Source organism: Nonomuraea basaltis, from assembly GCF_005893125.1.
In the GTDB taxonomy this organism is placed as follows: domain Bacteria; phylum Actinomycetota; class Actinomycetes; order Streptosporangiales; family Streptosporangiaceae; genus Nonomuraea; species Nonomuraea basaltis.
Genome location: NZ_VCJS01000010.1, coordinates 21,719 through 37,427, shown reverse-complemented (window position 1 = coordinate 37,427; position 15,709 = coordinate 21,719). Strand labels below are relative to the sequence as shown.

The following is a 15,709-nucleotide window of genomic DNA, read 5'->3' as shown; positions in this document are numbered from 1 at the left end:
GTCTCTGGTTTAGCTTGCCATAGCGGTCCGCAGGCTTGCTCGCAGGTCGGCGACGCCAGCTGCCGACCGCTTAGCCAGAGCCTGCTCCAGGGTGCCGAGTTGGGCGCGTACCCTGTCAGATGAGACGCGCCCAGCCGCGTCCACCGCGGCGCGCCCTGCGGCCACGGTAGCGTCTAGGTCGCCCTGGATGAGGTGGGCGTGCGCCAGCCCGGCAAAGTCGAGGGCGAGGCTACGACCGGCAGAGTGGGCGCGCAGGTCGATGGCGCGGCTGATGTAGATCACGGCATCATCGGCGAACTGAGGATCGTGTTGTGCCAGGTCCAGGTATCGGCCCCCGGTGACTCCAGCTAGTTCGGCTTCGTTGAAGGACGTGCCTTCGTCGCCACTGGCGTTGGCGAACATCTCTTCGGCGGTTCCTGTGGCGCGACGAAATGCCTCAACGCGACCGAGGCCGACGTACGCCCACGCTTCGCGGGTGTGCAGCATTGCCCGGAGCCGTGCCATCTCGCTGGTACGGGTGCCGTCGAGGGCGAGCCGCACCAGTTCGAGGGCGTCTCCGGGCCGGCCGAGGTACAGCAGTTGGCGCGCCATCGACGCCAGGATGCCCGCACCGAAACGGCGATCCTTCGTGGGCTGTGCAGCCTGCAACCCCAGTACGTAGTACCGCTGAGCCACACCTTGTAGGCCCGAGTCCCACGACATGTTCGCTGCGATCTTCGCGAGTCGGGCCATCACGCCGAACAAGCGCAGCGCGATAGGGCGGGGCAGGCCATCCTTGAGCAACTCGGAGACCTCGGATAGTTGGCCGATCACTGCCTTTCGCGCAAGACCGCCGCCGTAGGAGTGCTCCCATGTGCGAAACACGTCGGTCGCCCTCTCCAACTGGGCAACTTCTTCCATGCCGATTCGGCCCTTAGCCGGCGGGTCGGGCAAAGTGCCTGCGGCGGCCGACAACCAGCGTTGGACGGGATCGATGAGAGGCAGCCCGGCCGTGACGGTCAGGGCTTTGACGGCTTGGCGCCGGTCAAGGATGAGATCACGCATGGTTGTGTCGTAGATCGCCGCGGACGTCGCGCTTGGATCCCACACCCACAGCAGGGCCGAATCCGCTACGAACGGAGAAGACTCGAAGAGCTCGTCCTCGTCGATGCCGAATGCGACCGCGTAAGTGGTGGCCCATTCGCGTGGGAAGTGGTTGCCATTCTCCCAGTCGCGGATCTGGCGGGCGAGAGAATCCACCGATCCGCGCTCGATCCCGGCCGCGCGCAGGAGCTGGCGGGCCATCTCGCGCTTGTTCCAGTTGCGGGCCTCGCGCTCGGCCTTGAGCCGTACCGCCCACTCAGGGCGTTGCCGTCCGGTCATTCGCACGCACCAGTTCGCCGGGGGCGGAGAGTCGAGTCTCCGCATGCTTCTCCGCATTATCCGCCTGGCGGGCGTGTCCGCGCAGGACTTCACTGGCGGTGACCTGCCACAGGAGTTAGGCGGCCCCGGCCGGTGCGCGAACACCGGTGCTCGGGGCCTTGATCAGGAATCGAGGTCCTGACCCATGAGAAAGCGTAGAGCCGCTACACGCCGATCGCACAGGGATCGCTCCGATATGGCCGCCGGCGAGACCGAGGGCTTGAGCCCCGAGACGGGGCGGCGGCTGGCCGCGCAGTTGCAGGAGTCGTGGGCTGGCCGTTGGCAGGTCATGTGGGAGCCCTGGAACCGTAAGTTCCGGGCGTTCCCGGCTTACGCCATGGAGGCCAATACCCCGGTGACGGGCGACACCCTCCGAGAGCTGTGGCGCAATGTCCTCGCCGTCGACCTGGATCTGCTGCGGGCGGTGGCTGAGACCATCCCGGCGCACCCTCCCATGGTCGTCCACATTCCCCCCGGCATCTTTCAGGAGGTGTTCGGGTGATCAAGCGAGACGTGGCCGGGCAGGCGGCCCCGCGTGCAGGAGGGGAAGTTACGCCACGTCTTGGCGCGGTCCGGCGCGCGGAGAGGTGCACTCCTCTTGCCGGCCGCGCGCTACGGCGCGGGCTGAACCCACCATCGGAATCCATTCCCTCCTGGCCCGCGCCGCCTACCACTCGCAGCCCACGACGGAGCCCCTGTCCGGCCGTGGGCTGCGGGGTCCAACTGCGGCCGCCCCGCGGCCTTTCCACTGACCGGCAGAGATCGACCACAGTCCCACACGGTGATCACCAATGAACCCGACAACAGTCGCCCACCTGCAACTCTCCGCTCTCCGCAGGATGTATCCCGCCTGGGAGTTCGTTCGCGGCATGGATGAGGCGGGTGGGGAGTGCTGGCAGATGCGCCTATGCGTGGAGATCACCCCGCCTATGAGGAATGCCGGGATTGTGGAGGTCGTGGAGCGGTCGGACTACGACTCCCTTGCCTACGAGCTCCGCCGTCAGGAGGCGATCCTCCGGCCCTTCCGTGCCACCCGCCTGAATCCCCGGCGCCGCGCGTACACGGTGTGACATCCGGGGACGGCGTGGCTGACCCTCGGGACGGCCCGCCAACAGCCCCCATCGACCAGTTGCCCATCACCCAAGAAGAGGGGACCACAACCTGTGACCACCGACAACGACGTCCAGGACGCCGCCGCGTTGCGTGATGCCATGACCACCGCCGTGGCGGCCAAATGCGAGGAGTGGGGCTTCCCGCTCCCCGTGCGGGTCGAGGCCGCGTTCCGCACAGTTCCCCGGCACCTCTTCGCCCCCGAGGTGGCACCAGAGGCGGCGTACGCTCTGGACATCGTCGAAGTCAAGCGCAGCGAGCACGGCGCGCTGATCTCCACCATGTCCGCGCCCGAGATCCAGGCCATGCAGCTCGTGCAGGCCGATATCAGCCCCGGAATGCGCGTGCTGGAAATCGGCTCAGGAGGCTACTTCGCGTCCCTGCTGTCGGAGCTGGTTGGCCCGACAGGCCAGGTCACGACCATGGACATCGACGCCGACGTGACCAGCCGCGCCAGGGATTGCCTGCACGCCGCCGGGTATCCGCAGGTGCGGGTGGTCACGGCTGATGGCGAACACGGCTGGGAGGCCAACGCCCCATACGACCGGATCATGGTCACCGTGGGCGCGTGGGACATCCCCCCGGCCTGGCGCGAGCAGCTCGCCAAGGGCGGCAGGATCGTCATCCCGCTGCGGATGAAAGGCATCACCCGCTCCCTGGCCCTCGAACGCACCAACGACCACCTGGTCAGCTTGTCGCAGGGAGTCTGTGGCTTCGTCAAAATGCAGGGCGCCGGTCAGCACGACGAACACCTGTGGCTCCTCAAAGGCGAGAAGGTCGGGCTGCGCTTCGATGACGGCAACATCGCCGACCCGTCCAAGCTGGACGGCGTCCTCACCGGCGAGACCACCGCAGCCTGGTCGGGGGTGACCGTGGGCCGCCCCGAGCCGTTCCCCGACCTGCCCCTATGGATGGCGACAGCGCTGCCCGGCTTCTGCAACCTCACCGTGAACACGCCTGAAGGGGAGGACCCCGGGATCGTCTCCGAGCAGGGCGGACGCTGGTTCCCCTACGCGGCCGTCGAGAACGACTCGTTCGCCTACCTGTCAGTCCGCCCGGCCGGCGAGGGCATCGTCGAGTTCGGCGCGCACGGCTACGGCTCCCACGGCGGCAAGGTTGCCCAGGCCATCGTGGAGCAGGTCCAGGTCTGGGACCGCGACTACCGCGGCGGACCCGGCCCGCGGTTCTCGGTCTGGCCAATCGACCACCCTGTCCAGGTCCTGCCCAAGAGCGTGGTCATCGCCAAGAAGCACACTCACGTCGCGATCTGCTGGCTAGACGCGGGCCGACCCGTGACCGGCGTGATCATCGACAACGACGTCGAGGAAGCCGCCGCGCCGTCGCGCAACGGCTGATCGGTCGCCCAGAGCGCGCCGCAGTGGGAACGCGATCGACTGCAGTCACCGCCGCTGCATCACTGCCGCGCGCTAGAAAGCCGCCTCCGCACACGCATTCGAGTGACTTCACCGCCTCGAACTTGGAGGACCTTCATGCAGCACCACCCCACATACCCCAGGTCAATCCACTCGCGCATGGTCGTCACCGGTGCGGCCGGCTTCATCGGCTCGCACCTGGCGGATGCGCTCCTTGCTGCGGGGAACACGGTCATCGGTGTAGACCGTCGCAGCCCCCAAGCGGATGTTGACGCGATGGGCAACCTTGCCGGCGCCTTGAGGCATCCCAGCTTCACGTTCGTGGCCGCCGATCTCAGGACCTGCCCTCTTGAGGCCCTGTTCGTCCACGCCGACGTGGTGTTCCACCTCGCGGCGCAACCCGGCGTCCGCGCTTCCTGGGGTGAGCAGTTCGCCGACTACAGCTCCTGCAACGTGTTCGCCACCGAGCGCGTGCTGACCGCTTGCGAGAACGTTCGCGTCCCCCGGCTGGTGTTCGCCTCTTCCTCCAGCGTCTACGGCACCACCGACGGCACACCGATCACGGAGGACGCCCTCCCCGCGCCCGAGTCTCCGTACGCGGTCAGCAAGCTCGCCGCCGAACACCTGTGCCTGTCGCACGCCGGCAAGCCCGACTCCCGGCTGTCAGCCGTGGCACTACGGCTGTTCACCGTCTACGGCCCTCGGCAGCGGCCAGACATGCTGATCGGCCGGGCCCTGGCCGCATCGCTCGGCGGCCCACAACTGGACCTGTACGGCGACGGCACCCAACGCCGCGATTTCACCTACGTCGGCGACGTGGTTCACGCCCTCATCGCCGCAGCGACCACCCCCATCACCTCGACCGTGCTCAACGTGGGCGCTGGCGCGAGTGTCAGCGTGCTGGACGTGCTGGCCGCCATCGAGGCGTCGACGGGGCAGCCCGTCCCGGTGACCAAGCAGCCGGCACAAGCCGGTGACGTGCAGGCCACGCTCGCCGACCGCTCCAAGGCCGCGGACCTGCTGGGCTGGACGCCCAGCACAGCCCTGGCCGAGGGCATTTCCCGCCAACACGCCTCGTTCGCCGTACCCGCGCAGCCCATCGGCGCCTGACCCCCATCCTCTGCCCAACGGAGCCATCATGTTCGTCACCACTGCCGACAGCGCCAACGAGCTGTTCACTCGCGCCAGCAAGACGATCCTGAACGAGGGCCGGCCCGTGGCCCCTCGCGGCATGGCCACCACCGAGCTCATGGGCACCTATCTCAAGCTGACCGATCCGGCAGCCCGGATGGTCGCGCTCCCGGCCCGCACTCTCAACCCGGCATTCGCCGCGGCGGAGACCGTGTGGATCCTGTCCGGCTCCGACGACAACTGGATCTGCGACTTCAACAGCCGCCTGGGGGCCCTCACCGACCACGGCACCCTGCAGGGCGCCTACGGGCCTCGCCTGCGCCGCTGGCACAGCCAGGACCAGCTCGACTACATACGGCTGCAGCTCATGAACGACTGCCAAAGCAGGCGGGCGGTCATCCAGATCTTCGATCCCTGCCGGGACACCGCCGGGTACAAGGACGTCCCCTGCACCTTGGGATATCGGTTCTACGTACGCGAGAACCGGCTGGAGATGCACACCAGCATGCGCAGCCAGGACGCATGGTTGGGCCTGCCGTACGACCTGATCACCGCTACCGTGCTGCAGGAACTGATGGCCGGCTGGCTCGGTGTTGACGTCGGCGACTACCACCACCACGTCGACTCCCTGCACCTGTACGCCCAACACCAGGACGCGGCCAGGGATCTAGCCGACGACGCTCCCGCCTCCACACGCTGGCAGCCGCTGGCCGTCCCCTGGTCGGACTTCGACCAGGTGCTGAAGCACGTCATCGAGGGTGAGCCGGTCGGCCACCCAGTGTGGGACGGGTTCGCCGCGGTGTTGGCCAGCTACCGGCTGTGGAAGGCTGGCCGGCGCGACGAGGCACGCAGCAAGACCACGGCGCCTGGGCTGTTCCCGCAGGCGCTCGCCGCCTGGTACGACCAGCGCGACCAGCACCTGCCGCTGGCCGCGATGCCCGCCCCCGTGCCGAAGGCCGGGTGAGCAGGCATGACGATGCGTCCCATCAACGTCTTGGGCATGTGCTCCTACACCCACGACTCGGCTGCAGCCCTGATCGCAGACGGCAAGCTGATCGGGTTCGCCGAGGAAGAACGGCTCAGCGGCATCAAGCACGACCGCAGCTACCCGGCCAGGGCCATCGACTGGCTGCTCGCCGAGGCCGACCTAACTCCCACCGACATCGACATCGTCGCCTACAACTTCCGCCCGAACCTCTACCTGCGCGCCCTCCGCGGCGCTGCCGGCCACCTGACGCGATCGGCAACGCGGCGCCGTGCTCTGCCGCGCGCCCGGTCTTTCGCCCGGGTCGCTGCCAACACCCGGACCCGCTTGGGCCTGTTGGCCGACCAGTTTCCGAATGCTGCCGTCCAGCCGGTCCTGCACCACCGCGCCCACGGCCTGTACGCCTTCGCCGCGTCAGGGTATGAGGATGCCGCCGTTCTCGTCGTCGACAGCCTCGGCGAAACGCAGACCACGACCATCGGGCACGCCCGCCGCAACGGTGACGGGTGCGCTTACCGGATCGTGCAGGCCCTCCACGACCCGGCGTCGTTGGGCTATGTCTACGGCGCCGTCACCGAACATCTGGGCTGGCGCCGCGGCGATGAGGAGGGCACCGTCATGGCGCTGGCCGCGCTGGGCGACCCTGAGCGTTTCCGCTCCCTGTTCGCCCAGGCCATCCGCCTGGCCGATGACGGCTTCGTGCTGGACCCCCGGCTGGTCGGCCTGCGTGTCCTGTCGAGCCGCTACCCGCGGCTGACGCCCGCCTTCACCGCGCTCACCTGCCCGCCCCGGCACCCCGACGAGGAAATCGCTCCGGTGCACGCCGACCTGGCCGCCGCCCTCCAGGAACGCACCGAGCAGGCGATGCTGCATCTGGCGCGGCTGGCCCGCGACCGCACCGGAGTCCGGCTGCTGTGCGTGGGCGGCGGAGTGGCGATGAACTGCGTCAGCATCGGAGAGATCATCGAATCGGGATGGTTCGACGAGGTCGCCGTCCCGCCCGCTCCTGGCGATTCAGGGACCGCGATGGGTGCCGCCGCAGCCGTCTACCTCGACGGCCACGGCCATCTGCCCGAAGGGCTCGCGAACGCTTGCTACCTCGGGCCAAACTTCCCCGAACTGCATCTGAAGCCCGAGCCACGGCCGGGCATGACCGCGCGGCGCCTGGACCACCCGGCCGAGTTCGTCGCCCGGCATCTGGTCGACGGCCACATCGTAGGGCTGTTCCACGGGGCGTTGGAGGCAGGGCCGCGCGCCTTGGGGCACCGTTCGATCCTCGCCTCGCCCCTTGAGCCCGATGTCGCCGACCGGCTGAACGCGAAGGTGAAGTTCCGGGAGCCGTTTCGCCCGTTCGCCCCGGTGGTGCTGGCCGACCACGCCGCGGACTACTTCACCCTCGGCCAGGACTCGCCGTTCATGTCGGTGGCCGCTCCGGTCACCGATCTGGCCCGTCAGACGATTCCCTCGGTCGTTCACGTCAACGGCACCGCCCGGGTACAGACCCTCGCCCCCCGCGACAATCCGCTCCTGGCCGACATCCTGGTCGCCTTCACCCGGATCACCGGGGTTCCCGTGCTGATCAACACCTCTCTCAACATCAAGGGCAAGCCGATCTGCGGAACGCCGGACATGGCGCTGGACTGCCTGACCGAATCCGGCCTGGACGCGCTGCTCATCGAGGATTGGTGGGTGACCGCGTCATGAGGATCGGATACAGCTTCTGGGGGTTCCTCGGCCCCGGGGTCACCGACACCCCCGATGGCGGCCGAAGCCACCGTCGCGTCCTCGTGGACGCGCTCATCGCCGCCGGGCACGAGATCGTGTTCCTCCAGCCGAACCGCGACCTGGACGAGGCCGGCACCGACCTGACCGCCACCTACACCTGGGACGCCGGGTTGCCGCCCGTGGACGTCCTGTTCCTCGAATGGCGCTGGCCCATCCCCGGCCGCAACACCACACCCTGCAGCGCTGCCGGCCACACCTGCGACCTGCACCGCCAACAGCAGCTCCTCGATCACTACACCCGCCAGCTCGCCACCCTCACCGTGCTGTGGGACAAAGACCAGCAGCTCCCGCCCGGCGACCCGCTGCGCACCCTAGGGCACGTCACCGTGTGTGAGCCAGCCCTGCATCCTTCATTCGGCGCGGTGAGCCTGCTGTTCCCCGTCGCCGACGACGCCATCAACCAGGCCGATCCTGCGGCACTGGCCGCCGAAGACCGGCCGCTGCCTCTCGTCTACATCGGCAATCAGTACGACCGCGATACCGCGTTCACGACCTACTTCGCCCCGGCCGCCGCCCACGTCGCCCACCGGGTGGCCGGAAAGTGGACCGACACCGGCCGCTGGCCGCACGTGAACTTCACCGGCCGCATCCCCTTCACCGAGGTCGCCGCCACCTACAGGGCCTCGGTGGCGACCGTCCTGCTGGCTCCCGACCGGTATGCGCGCAGCGGCCAGTTCACTCAACGGCTGTTCGAGGCCGTGCTCGCCGGCTGCCTGCCGCTCGCACCCGCCAGTCTGCGCTCGGCCGACCGCGTCGTCCCCCCTGAGCTGATCATCTGGGACGCTTCCGACCTCGTGGCCACCTTCACCAGGTTGACCCGCATCACGGCAAGCAGGACTCATGCCGACCTGATCGCCCAGTGCATCGAGCGGCTGGATCCGTTCCGGCTCTCGCGCCAGATCCGAACCATCACCGCCGTCCTGACCGGCGCCCCCATCCCGCTGCCGCTGCTCCAAGGAGGTTCCGCATGAACACCCCGACGTCCGTCCTGCCCGGCATCAGACGAGTGGACAAGCTGTACCTTGAGCTGCTGTTTCGCTGCAACTTCTCCTGCACCATCTGCTACCACGGCGAGGACCTCAAGCGGCCCGACACCGTGACCATCGAGCAGGCCATCGGCGCCCTCGCCTACTTCTCCAGCGTCTTCGACTGCCGCTCGGTGTGCCTGCTGGGTGGCGAGCCGCTGCTGTTCGACGGCCTGCCCCTGGTGCTCGGAGGCGCCCGCGCGCTCGGCTACCAGACCGAGATCTGCACCAACGGCTACAAACGCCGCACGATGCTGGCCCAGTGCGCGGATCACCTGGACATGCTGCGAGTGTCTCTGGACGGCGGCATCGCCTCCGTCCACGACAGCATCCGCCGGCCCGGTTCCTTCGACGCGGCGTTCGACACCCTCGCCTGGGCCGCCCCCCAGATGCGGATCGGCGCCACCTGCACGCTCACCGCCGACAACATCGCGACCGTGCCCACCCTCGCCGAGCGGTTGCGCGACCTGGGCGCCCGCGATCTCTACCTGCACCGGGTCCGGCCGGTCGGCAACGCCGCCCTCAGCGGTGTCACGCCGGTCACTTGGGACCAGACGCAGCAGTTGCACGAGCAGCTGACCGGGATGGACTTGGCGCCGCTGTCGGTGAACACCGACATCCTCCTGCCGGAGCGGTGCCCGGCGCCCAGCGATGTCGTCGAAAAGCTGGAGATCGCCCCCGATGGCCGCGTCTACCTGTCGTGCGCGGAGGTCGCCGGTCCCGGCCGCCCCGTCCGATTCGACTTCGACGCCGCCGCCCTGGTCACCGCGTGAACGACACGACGCAACCACGGCTCGGCGCCTCTTCCACCTCGGTAACCTCTTACGACATGCACAGGATCGCCATCATCGGCTGCGGCGGCAGCGGCAAGACGACCGTGGGGCGCCGGCTCGCCGCTCTCATCGACGCCCCCATGACTCACCTCGACGCCGTCTACTACGACGATGACTGGAATCCACTGCCGCCGGAGGAGTTCGCCGCCATCCAGGAGAAGCTTGTCGCCGAGCCCCAATGGGTGATCGACGGCAACTTCGCCTCCACCTTGCACATCCGGCTGGCGAACGCCGACACTGTGATCTTCCTCGACATCCCCCCGCTTGTGTGCCTGTGGGGCATCCTCCAGCGCCGCTTGCGCTACCGCGGCGGCCAGCACGCCGAGCAGGGCGTGTACGACCGCATCCACTGGGGCTTCATCCGCTATGTCCTCGGCTACCGGCGCCAGATGCGGCCCAAGGTCCGCGCCCTCATCGCCGAGCACGCTTCCCACGCCCGCGTCATCACCTTGACCAGCCGCCGAGCCGCCCGCCGCTTCCTGGCCGGGCTCCCCGGCTCAACATGACCTGACCCCCGTCCCCGGGAAGGCCCCATGACCGCCAACCCGTTCCTCGATCCCAACTCCATCCGCAGCAACCTGTACGGCGATGCCGCCCGCATCACCCAACGCACCACCGCGCTTAGACGCGCCAAAACCGCCGGCCGCCATCCCGCCGACGTCATCGCCGACCTGGCCTCCACCGGGCCGCGCGGCACCGTCGTGGACATCGGCTGTGGAAGGGGCACCACCACCCTCACCCTGGCCCAACGGCTCGCCCCACCCCGCCTGATCGGCTTCGACCAGTCCGCAGCCCTGCTCACCGTGGCCGCACGCCGGCTCGCCGGACACGGATGCGTGGAGTTCCTGCAAGGCGACTTCCACGCCATCGCCCTGGCCGACGCCAGCGCCATGGTGACCGTGGCCGCGTTCTGCCTCTACCACTCGCCCTGCCCGGCCTCCGCGGTCGCCGAGATCGCCCGATGCCTGGCCCCCGGCGGGATATCGATCACGGTCACCAAATCCGCCGACAGCTACCAGACGCTCAACGAAGCGATCACCGCCAGCGGCCTGGACCCCGGCGCAGGGGACCGGCCGAGCCTGTATGCGACCTTCCACAGCCGCAACCAGGCCGATATCGTCGCCGGCTCCCTCCAGGTTCAGCAGGTCATCCACGATGAGCACCGCTTTCGCTTCGCCGACGCCGACCACATCGCCGCCTATGCCGCCACCACTCCTAGATATGAGCTCCCCGGCACCCCCGCCGAGATCGCCGAACGGCTGAAAGCCTCCATCGGGAACGGCCCGCTCGAGACCACCTCCACCGTCACCTACGTGGTGGCCACCCGCTCATGAGGGTCTTCACCAAGGCGTACGCCAACCCTCGTGCCCGGCAGAGGGCCCAGGAACATCACCGGTGGATCGCGCACGCCACACCCGGCATCCGGATACCGGCCATCGTCGACGCCCGCCCGACAGAGATCGACTTCGAGTACCTGCAGGGGAGACACGGCGGCCCCGGCGACCTGCTCCACCTGGCTGACCTGCTCGGCCGCCAGCACGCGGCGGCCTACGCCGGCGCTCTCCACGCGGCACGCATGAACGAACCCCACACCACGGCCGGTGTCAGCATCGCTGCGTTCGCTCAGGACCGCCGCGAACGCCTTCACGAGCTGCTTGCCGCCAACGCGATACCGCAGCCCCTCCTCACCGCGGAGGCCGTCGACGCCTGGATCGAGGAAGCAGCCGACCTACCGGCCGCCTTCTACAAGGACGCCAACCCGCGCAACTTCCTCATCGTCGGCACGGCCATCACTGTCGTCGATTTCGACTCGCTCACTCTGGCGCCCTTCGGCTACGACCTGGCCAAACTGATCGTCACCACCGCCATGACGACGGGCCCCCTCGACGAGGACATCGTCCAGCAGGCCCTGGACACCTACAACAGCCACCTGAACGCCCGGAATCTGAGCCGATGCTCAGCCCGCCAGTTCGCGGCATGGACAGAGTTCCACCACATCCTGACCACGCCGTACATGGACACCAACGGATACTGCTTCGGCTGGCATACCGTCCGGCCGCCCTGGATCATCAAACAGCTCCTGCACCATGGAGGAAGGAGCCCTCACCATGGCGAACCCCGCCGTGATGAACAGCCGCAACGCGGTCTGCGTGATCGTGCACGACCAAGAGCATGACACCATCGCCGCTATCTATCGAGCCGCCTCGAACTGGGTGCCAGCCCCCGTCTGGATGATCCCCGGCGGCAAGGCCGAACCTGGGGAACCCCTCGACGACGCGGCAGCCCGTGAGCTCAAGGAGGAGACCGGGCTGGTTGCCGATCCGGTCGATCTCCACCTCGTCCACGTCGTTCATGCAGAACAGAGCTGGGACGGAGCCGGGCAGTTCGTCTTGTTCGTGTTCGCCACCACAGCTTGGACGGGCGAACTCGTCAACACCGAGCCGGACAAGCACCTCACGGCGCGGTGGGTCCACGCTGAACAACTGCCCGATCCCGCGTTCCCTCCGGACGCGCAGGCGATCGCCGCATACCGCAACGGGGGTCCCGCCTTCTCACGCCACGGCTGGCAGCCTTCCATCGCCTGATACTCCAGAAACGCTGCTGCTGTCCTGAGAAGCGCCACATCGTGCCTGGCATCGGATCGCTGAGCGCCGTCCCACGGCCCTTCCTACCCGCGGCTCGTCCCTAGCCGAAGGACAATGCGATGCCCCTTCCTCCTCCCTCTCCTGAGGGCTTCTACGGCTGGGTGCCCCCGGGCGTCGAGCCTCGATGGCGGTGGTTGGAGAAGCTGCTGCAACGCCTCAGCCGGGTCTCAACATCGGTAGAGCCGACCATCCCACTGGCGGTGCCAACCCGTGGACGATGGGCCGGCGGTCGCCATCAGACCTGCGGGAACAGGTGCGGGCGAGCATGAGGTATTCCTATGTCGCCGTGGACTACGGTGGCACCCTCTTTGACCGACACGCGCCCGTTGATCCCGTGCTCAGGCAACGGCCCGTGGACCCCCGCGCGGCCATGACGCTACACACGCTGCGTGGCCGCGAAAGGCGCTGATCAGCCACAGCGTCATCCAGGAGGACGAGCCGAAGTCCAACCACCTCGCCGTCGTGGGCGAGGTGGCGATACCCACCTCTTAGGCCCGGTCCTCGGCCGCATCGCTACAGAGCTACAGAGCGACTTGCTCGTCCACGAACCTGATCCGGGCTGGGTTGGCCACGAACCGCATCAGTTCGATCCGCGTTCCCTCGCGGTCGGCGATCACTTGTTCATAGGTGAGGACGAGCGCGCGCCGCACGAGCCTCAGAGCCTTGGCCTCCGCGTCGGTGGCCTGGCGGTTGGCGATAACGCGCCGCACGACTTTGTGCGGCTCTAGACCGGCGCTGGCGAGGGCTCGGTAGACGCCGCCCGGGACTTGGCCGCGTCTGGTGAGCGGGGTGTCGTGGACGAGCCGGTGGGGGTAGATCGCCTCGTCGAGGCGGACCACGGTGTCGCCGATGGTGGCGCGACGGTTGCGTGTGATCACCTCGTCGCCGACGTCGACGCCGAGAAGTACGGCGAGGTCGGGGGCGGCCTTGCTGGTGGCCACCTTGCCGGTGACCATTGCGCCTTCGGTTCCGGAGCGCTCGCAGCACTTCGCCCAAGGCAGCGGTCCGTGTCCGTGCGGCCCATGCAGGACGAGATCCACCACCGTGAGCGGCGGCTGCACGATCATCCCTTCGGCCGCGTGGCGGATGACGAGCTGCTCGGCCTTCAGAGTTGCGAGCGCTTGAGAGACGGTGCTGAGGGAGACTCCGTGCTCGATGGCGAGGAGCTGGGAGTGGGGCAGTGGTTTGCCTGCCGGATAGGTTCCGTCGAGGATCTTGGCTCTGAGGTCGTCGGACACCTCTTCATGGCGGACCATGTGAGCATGTTATCCGGAAAACAGACAGTTAGATCGGGGGTTCCTGATCAGTGCTGGATCAGTTCCGGCTCTGGCATACGGGGGGAGACCTGCCACAACTGCTCCGGCCGCTTGCGCGGCCACGATACGGGCGCAAACACGTACAGGTTCTCGTCGTCCGAAGCCGTCCGCTTCAGTATGGACAGTATGTGCATCAGATCGGCCCGAGCCCACAACGCGTCATCGCCGGGGCACGTCGCAGCGCACATCATGACGCCGGCGCGGCTGCCGACCATCAGCTGAACCTCGCGGGCGCGGGCCAGCCGCTTGGTTGGGTGCTTGCGCGGATCGGGCTCGCCGGGGACGACCAGGCCGACCGACGCGATGTCGTCGATCAGCACCAGATGTAGCCTGTCCTCGGACATCAGCCATGCCGACATACCAGCAAGCGTGAGGCACCGCCGCGGCGGTGCGCAACCATTCTCGGGCTCCGCGTTCATGCTGGGTCGTAGCGGTAGATCCGCTCTCGACGGCTGCCCACGACCACCAGGTGTGTCACGTCGATAATGCGGCCACGCCGATCGTAGGAGCGGCGCCAGATCGTCAGCACCGGCTCGGCCGCGCCGATTGCGAGCGCCGCCTGCTCGACGCTGTTGGGCAGGCGGCAGGTCACGGCCTCCTCGAACGTGGCCACGGGCCGGCCCGCCTCCTCCAGGCGCGCGTAAATGCCGCCCGGCCCGGTATCCACCTCGGTCAGGCTCGGCACCAGCTCGACGACCTCCCGCGGCAGGTACGTGACCGACATCTGTACGGGCGGGTCGCCGGCGACACCCTGAACTCGAGTTCGCCGCAGCAGCAGTGTCGCGGCCGGGACGCCGAGCCGGTGGGCGGTCTCGGCGTCAGCGTGGGTCTCGTCAACGGTGGTGGAGAGGGTGGCCGGTTCGCGGCCGGAGGCGATGCGGGCGTGCTGGGCTCCGGGATCGGAGACCTGAACGCCTTGCCGTGGCCGACGGGTGACGAGGCCCTGGTCGGCGACAAGAGCGATGGCGTTGCGGATGGTGGACCGATCTGCCTGGTGCGCGCGCGATAGATCTCGTTCGGAGGGCAACCAGCTTCCAGGCGGATAGTCGCCTCGCCTGATGGCTTCGGCGAGCTCATCAGCTATGGCCTGGGCCTTCGCGGGCGGGATCGGCATCCAGTCTCCATGTGCTCCTCGGGCGGGTCATCCGGCCTGTGGTGCCAACTTTAGGGGCATCCAAGATCCGTCCGGGAGCGTGGGCGAATGATCAGGGCGCGGCAGAGATCTACGACTTGCGGTAGGGTCTTGGTAGCCCTACCATGAACCTACCAACAGGATAGCGGGCGATCACCACTACACCTGGCGCCCTTCCGCCAGAAATCCCCGGTAAAAGCCAGCGGCCTGAGAGTGATCCGGGGGCCGCCGCATCGACACCTTCTCCTTGCGACAGAAATCAGGTGACCGATGAGCACCACCATGACACCGTGCGACACGACCGCCGACCGCGAGACCGTCAAGCCGCCCACACCGCCCCCGCCGCTGGAACATCAGCTACGCGCCGAGGTCCGCACTCTGGCCGAGAAAGTCAACGAGGGCGGCATCTGTGTCGGCAGCCAGGACAACCGCTGGGTTGAGCAGGGCCTGACCCGGCGCAAGGCCCGCCTCCTGTGCGAGCCGTGCGAGCTGCGCACCGACTGCCTGCGTATGACCATCATCGAGGAGGCGCTGTCCCTCTACGTCTACGGGGGCTCGATCCACAGCCTGCACGGTGCGCGCGGCGGCCTCCTCGGATCCGCCCGGGCCAAGCCCGTCAAGGAGCTGGTGGAAGCGATCAAGGCCGACGCAGTCCGACTGAAGGTCGATGCGGCCCGCCGCAAAGCCGAGTCTGGCAAGGAATCGGCGTGACCGCCCCGCACGCATCCCCGGACGGAGGCGCATGTCACCTGCTCGGGCACGGCCGGCACGGCGTGATCCGCACGTACGGGAACGTCGCGTGGGAGGCGATCGGCCGCGACACCTGCCCGACCCCGGTGACCATCGGCCTGTTCGAGTGCTTCGCCTGCGGCGCGTCCAGAGTGCCCGGTGACGCGTTCGTGGCCGTCCAGCACGCGCAGACGTGCCCCTGCCTTCTGCATGATCATCCCCTGATTCGCTAAAAGCGACAGCG

17 protein-coding genes and 1 pseudogene are annotated in these 15,709 nt (G+C 68.2%); 14 read left to right on the top strand and 4 right to left on the bottom strand.

Going from position 1 to position 15,709, the window contains the following annotated elements:
• Positions 1-9: 9 nt before the first annotated feature.
• Positions 10-1,362 carry a helix-turn-helix domain-containing protein gene (locus EJK15_RS72635; RefSeq protein WP_206060698.1) on the bottom strand — a complete coding sequence of 451 codons (1,353 nt, stop codon included), beginning with the start codon at positions 1,360-1,362 and terminating at the stop codon, positions 10-12.
• 235 nt (positions 1,363-1,597) lie between these two features.
• Between EJK15_RS72635 and EJK15_RS06705 the strand changes: the two genes are divergently transcribed.
• The 12 genes and pseudogenes from EJK15_RS06705 to EJK15_RS06650 all read left to right on the top strand — a co-directional run bounded on the left by EJK15_RS06705 (position 1,598) and on the right by EJK15_RS06650 (position 12,228).
• Positions 1,598-1,903: a hypothetical protein gene (locus EJK15_RS06705; RefSeq protein ID WP_138709495.1), complete on the top strand. Its 306-nt coding sequence runs from the start codon at positions 1,598-1,600 to the stop codon at positions 1,901-1,903.
• A 289-nt stretch (positions 1,904-2,192) separates the two neighbouring features.
• The gene (locus EJK15_RS06700) at positions 2,193-2,471 is read left to right on the top strand and encodes a hypothetical protein (protein ID WP_138709494.1); all 279 of its coding nucleotides are present in this window, start codon (positions 2,193-2,195) and stop codon (positions 2,469-2,471) included.
• A gap of 93 nt (positions 2,472-2,564) precedes the next feature.
• Positions 2,565-3,866 carry a methyltransferase, FxLD system gene (fxlM, locus tag EJK15_RS06695; RefSeq protein WP_138709493.1) on the top strand — a complete coding sequence of 434 codons (1,302 nt, stop codon included), beginning with the start codon at positions 2,565-2,567 and terminating at the stop codon, positions 3,864-3,866.
• Between the two features lie 135 nt (positions 3,867-4,001).
• Entirely contained in the window at positions 4,002-4,994 is a 993-nt protein-coding gene (locus tag EJK15_RS06690; RefSeq protein WP_138709492.1) for an NAD-dependent epimerase/dehydratase family protein, read from the top strand.
• A 28-nt stretch (positions 4,995-5,022) separates the two neighbouring features.
• Positions 5,023-5,979, top strand: coding sequence for a thymidylate synthase (locus tag EJK15_RS06685; RefSeq protein ID WP_138709491.1), 957 nt, complete (start codon positions 5,023-5,025; stop codon positions 5,977-5,979).
• 6 nt (positions 5,980-5,985) lie between these two features.
• A complete protein-coding gene (locus EJK15_RS06680) occupies positions 5,986-7,704 on the top strand; it encodes a carbamoyltransferase family protein (RefSeq protein WP_240776807.1) in 1,719 nt (572 codons plus the stop codon).
• A complete protein-coding gene (locus EJK15_RS06675; protein WP_138709490.1) occupies positions 7,701-8,756 on the top strand; it encodes a glycosyltransferase family protein in 1,056 nt (351 codons plus the stop codon). The genes EJK15_RS06680 and EJK15_RS06675 overlap by 4 nt, the downstream gene beginning before the upstream one ends.
• The gene (locus EJK15_RS06670; protein WP_138709489.1) at positions 8,753-9,583 is read left to right on the top strand and encodes a radical SAM protein; all 831 of its coding nucleotides are present in this window, start codon (positions 8,753-8,755) and stop codon (positions 9,581-9,583) included. The genes EJK15_RS06675 and EJK15_RS06670 overlap by 4 nt, the downstream gene beginning before the upstream one ends.
• 56 nt (positions 9,584-9,639) lie before the next feature.
• Positions 9,640-10,149, top strand: a complete 510-nt coding sequence (locus tag EJK15_RS06665) for a P-loop NTPase family protein (RefSeq protein ID WP_138709488.1) — start codon at positions 9,640-9,642, stop codon at positions 10,147-10,149.
• Between the two features lie 27 nt (positions 10,150-10,176).
• On the top strand, positions 10,177-10,977 hold the full coding sequence (locus EJK15_RS06660; protein WP_138709487.1) for a class I SAM-dependent methyltransferase: 801 nt from the start codon (positions 10,177-10,179) through the stop codon (positions 10,975-10,977).
• Positions 10,956-11,819: pseudogene (locus EJK15_RS06655) on the top strand (phosphotransferase); the annotation flags it as partial. The gene EJK15_RS06660 and the pseudogene EJK15_RS06655, both read left to right, overlap by 22 nt.
• Positions 11,794-12,228 (top strand): NUDIX domain-containing protein, encoded by a 435-nt coding sequence (locus tag EJK15_RS06650; RefSeq protein WP_206060696.1) that lies wholly within the window; start codon positions 11,794-11,796, stop codon positions 12,226-12,228. The pseudogene EJK15_RS06655 and the gene EJK15_RS06650, both read left to right, overlap by 26 nt.
• Positions 12,229-12,809: 581 nt before the next feature.
• Here EJK15_RS06650 and EJK15_RS06645 read toward each other — a convergent pair.
• Genes EJK15_RS06645 through EJK15_RS06635 form a run of 3 tightly spaced genes read right to left on the bottom strand, consistent with a single transcriptional unit; the run spans position 12,810 to position 14,718 of the window.
• Entirely contained in the window at positions 12,810-13,544 is a 735-nt protein-coding gene (locus tag EJK15_RS06645) for a GntR family transcriptional regulator (RefSeq protein ID WP_138709484.1), read from the bottom strand.
• A gap of 47 nt (positions 13,545-13,591) precedes the next feature.
• Positions 13,592-13,963: a hypothetical protein gene (locus EJK15_RS06640; RefSeq protein WP_138709483.1), complete on the bottom strand. Its 372-nt coding sequence runs from the start codon at positions 13,961-13,963 to the stop codon at positions 13,592-13,594.
• A 56-nt stretch (positions 13,964-14,019) separates the two neighbouring features.
• Positions 14,020-14,718, bottom strand: a complete 699-nt coding sequence (locus EJK15_RS06635) for a GntR family transcriptional regulator (RefSeq protein WP_138709482.1) — start codon at positions 14,716-14,718, stop codon at positions 14,020-14,022.
• A 288-nt stretch (positions 14,719-15,006) separates the two neighbouring features.
• Between EJK15_RS06635 and EJK15_RS06630 the strand changes: the two genes are divergently transcribed.
• Together EJK15_RS06630 and EJK15_RS06625 are read left to right on the top strand one after the other, a co-directional pair.
• Positions 15,007-15,447, top strand: coding sequence for a hypothetical protein (locus EJK15_RS06630; RefSeq protein WP_138709481.1), 441 nt, complete (start codon positions 15,007-15,009; stop codon positions 15,445-15,447).
• The gene (locus EJK15_RS06625; RefSeq protein ID WP_138709480.1) at positions 15,444-15,698 is read left to right on the top strand and encodes a hypothetical protein; all 255 of its coding nucleotides are present in this window, start codon (positions 15,444-15,446) and stop codon (positions 15,696-15,698) included. Before EJK15_RS06630 ends, EJK15_RS06625 begins: the two co-directional genes overlap by 4 nt.
• Positions 15,699-15,709 lie beyond the last annotated feature (11 nt).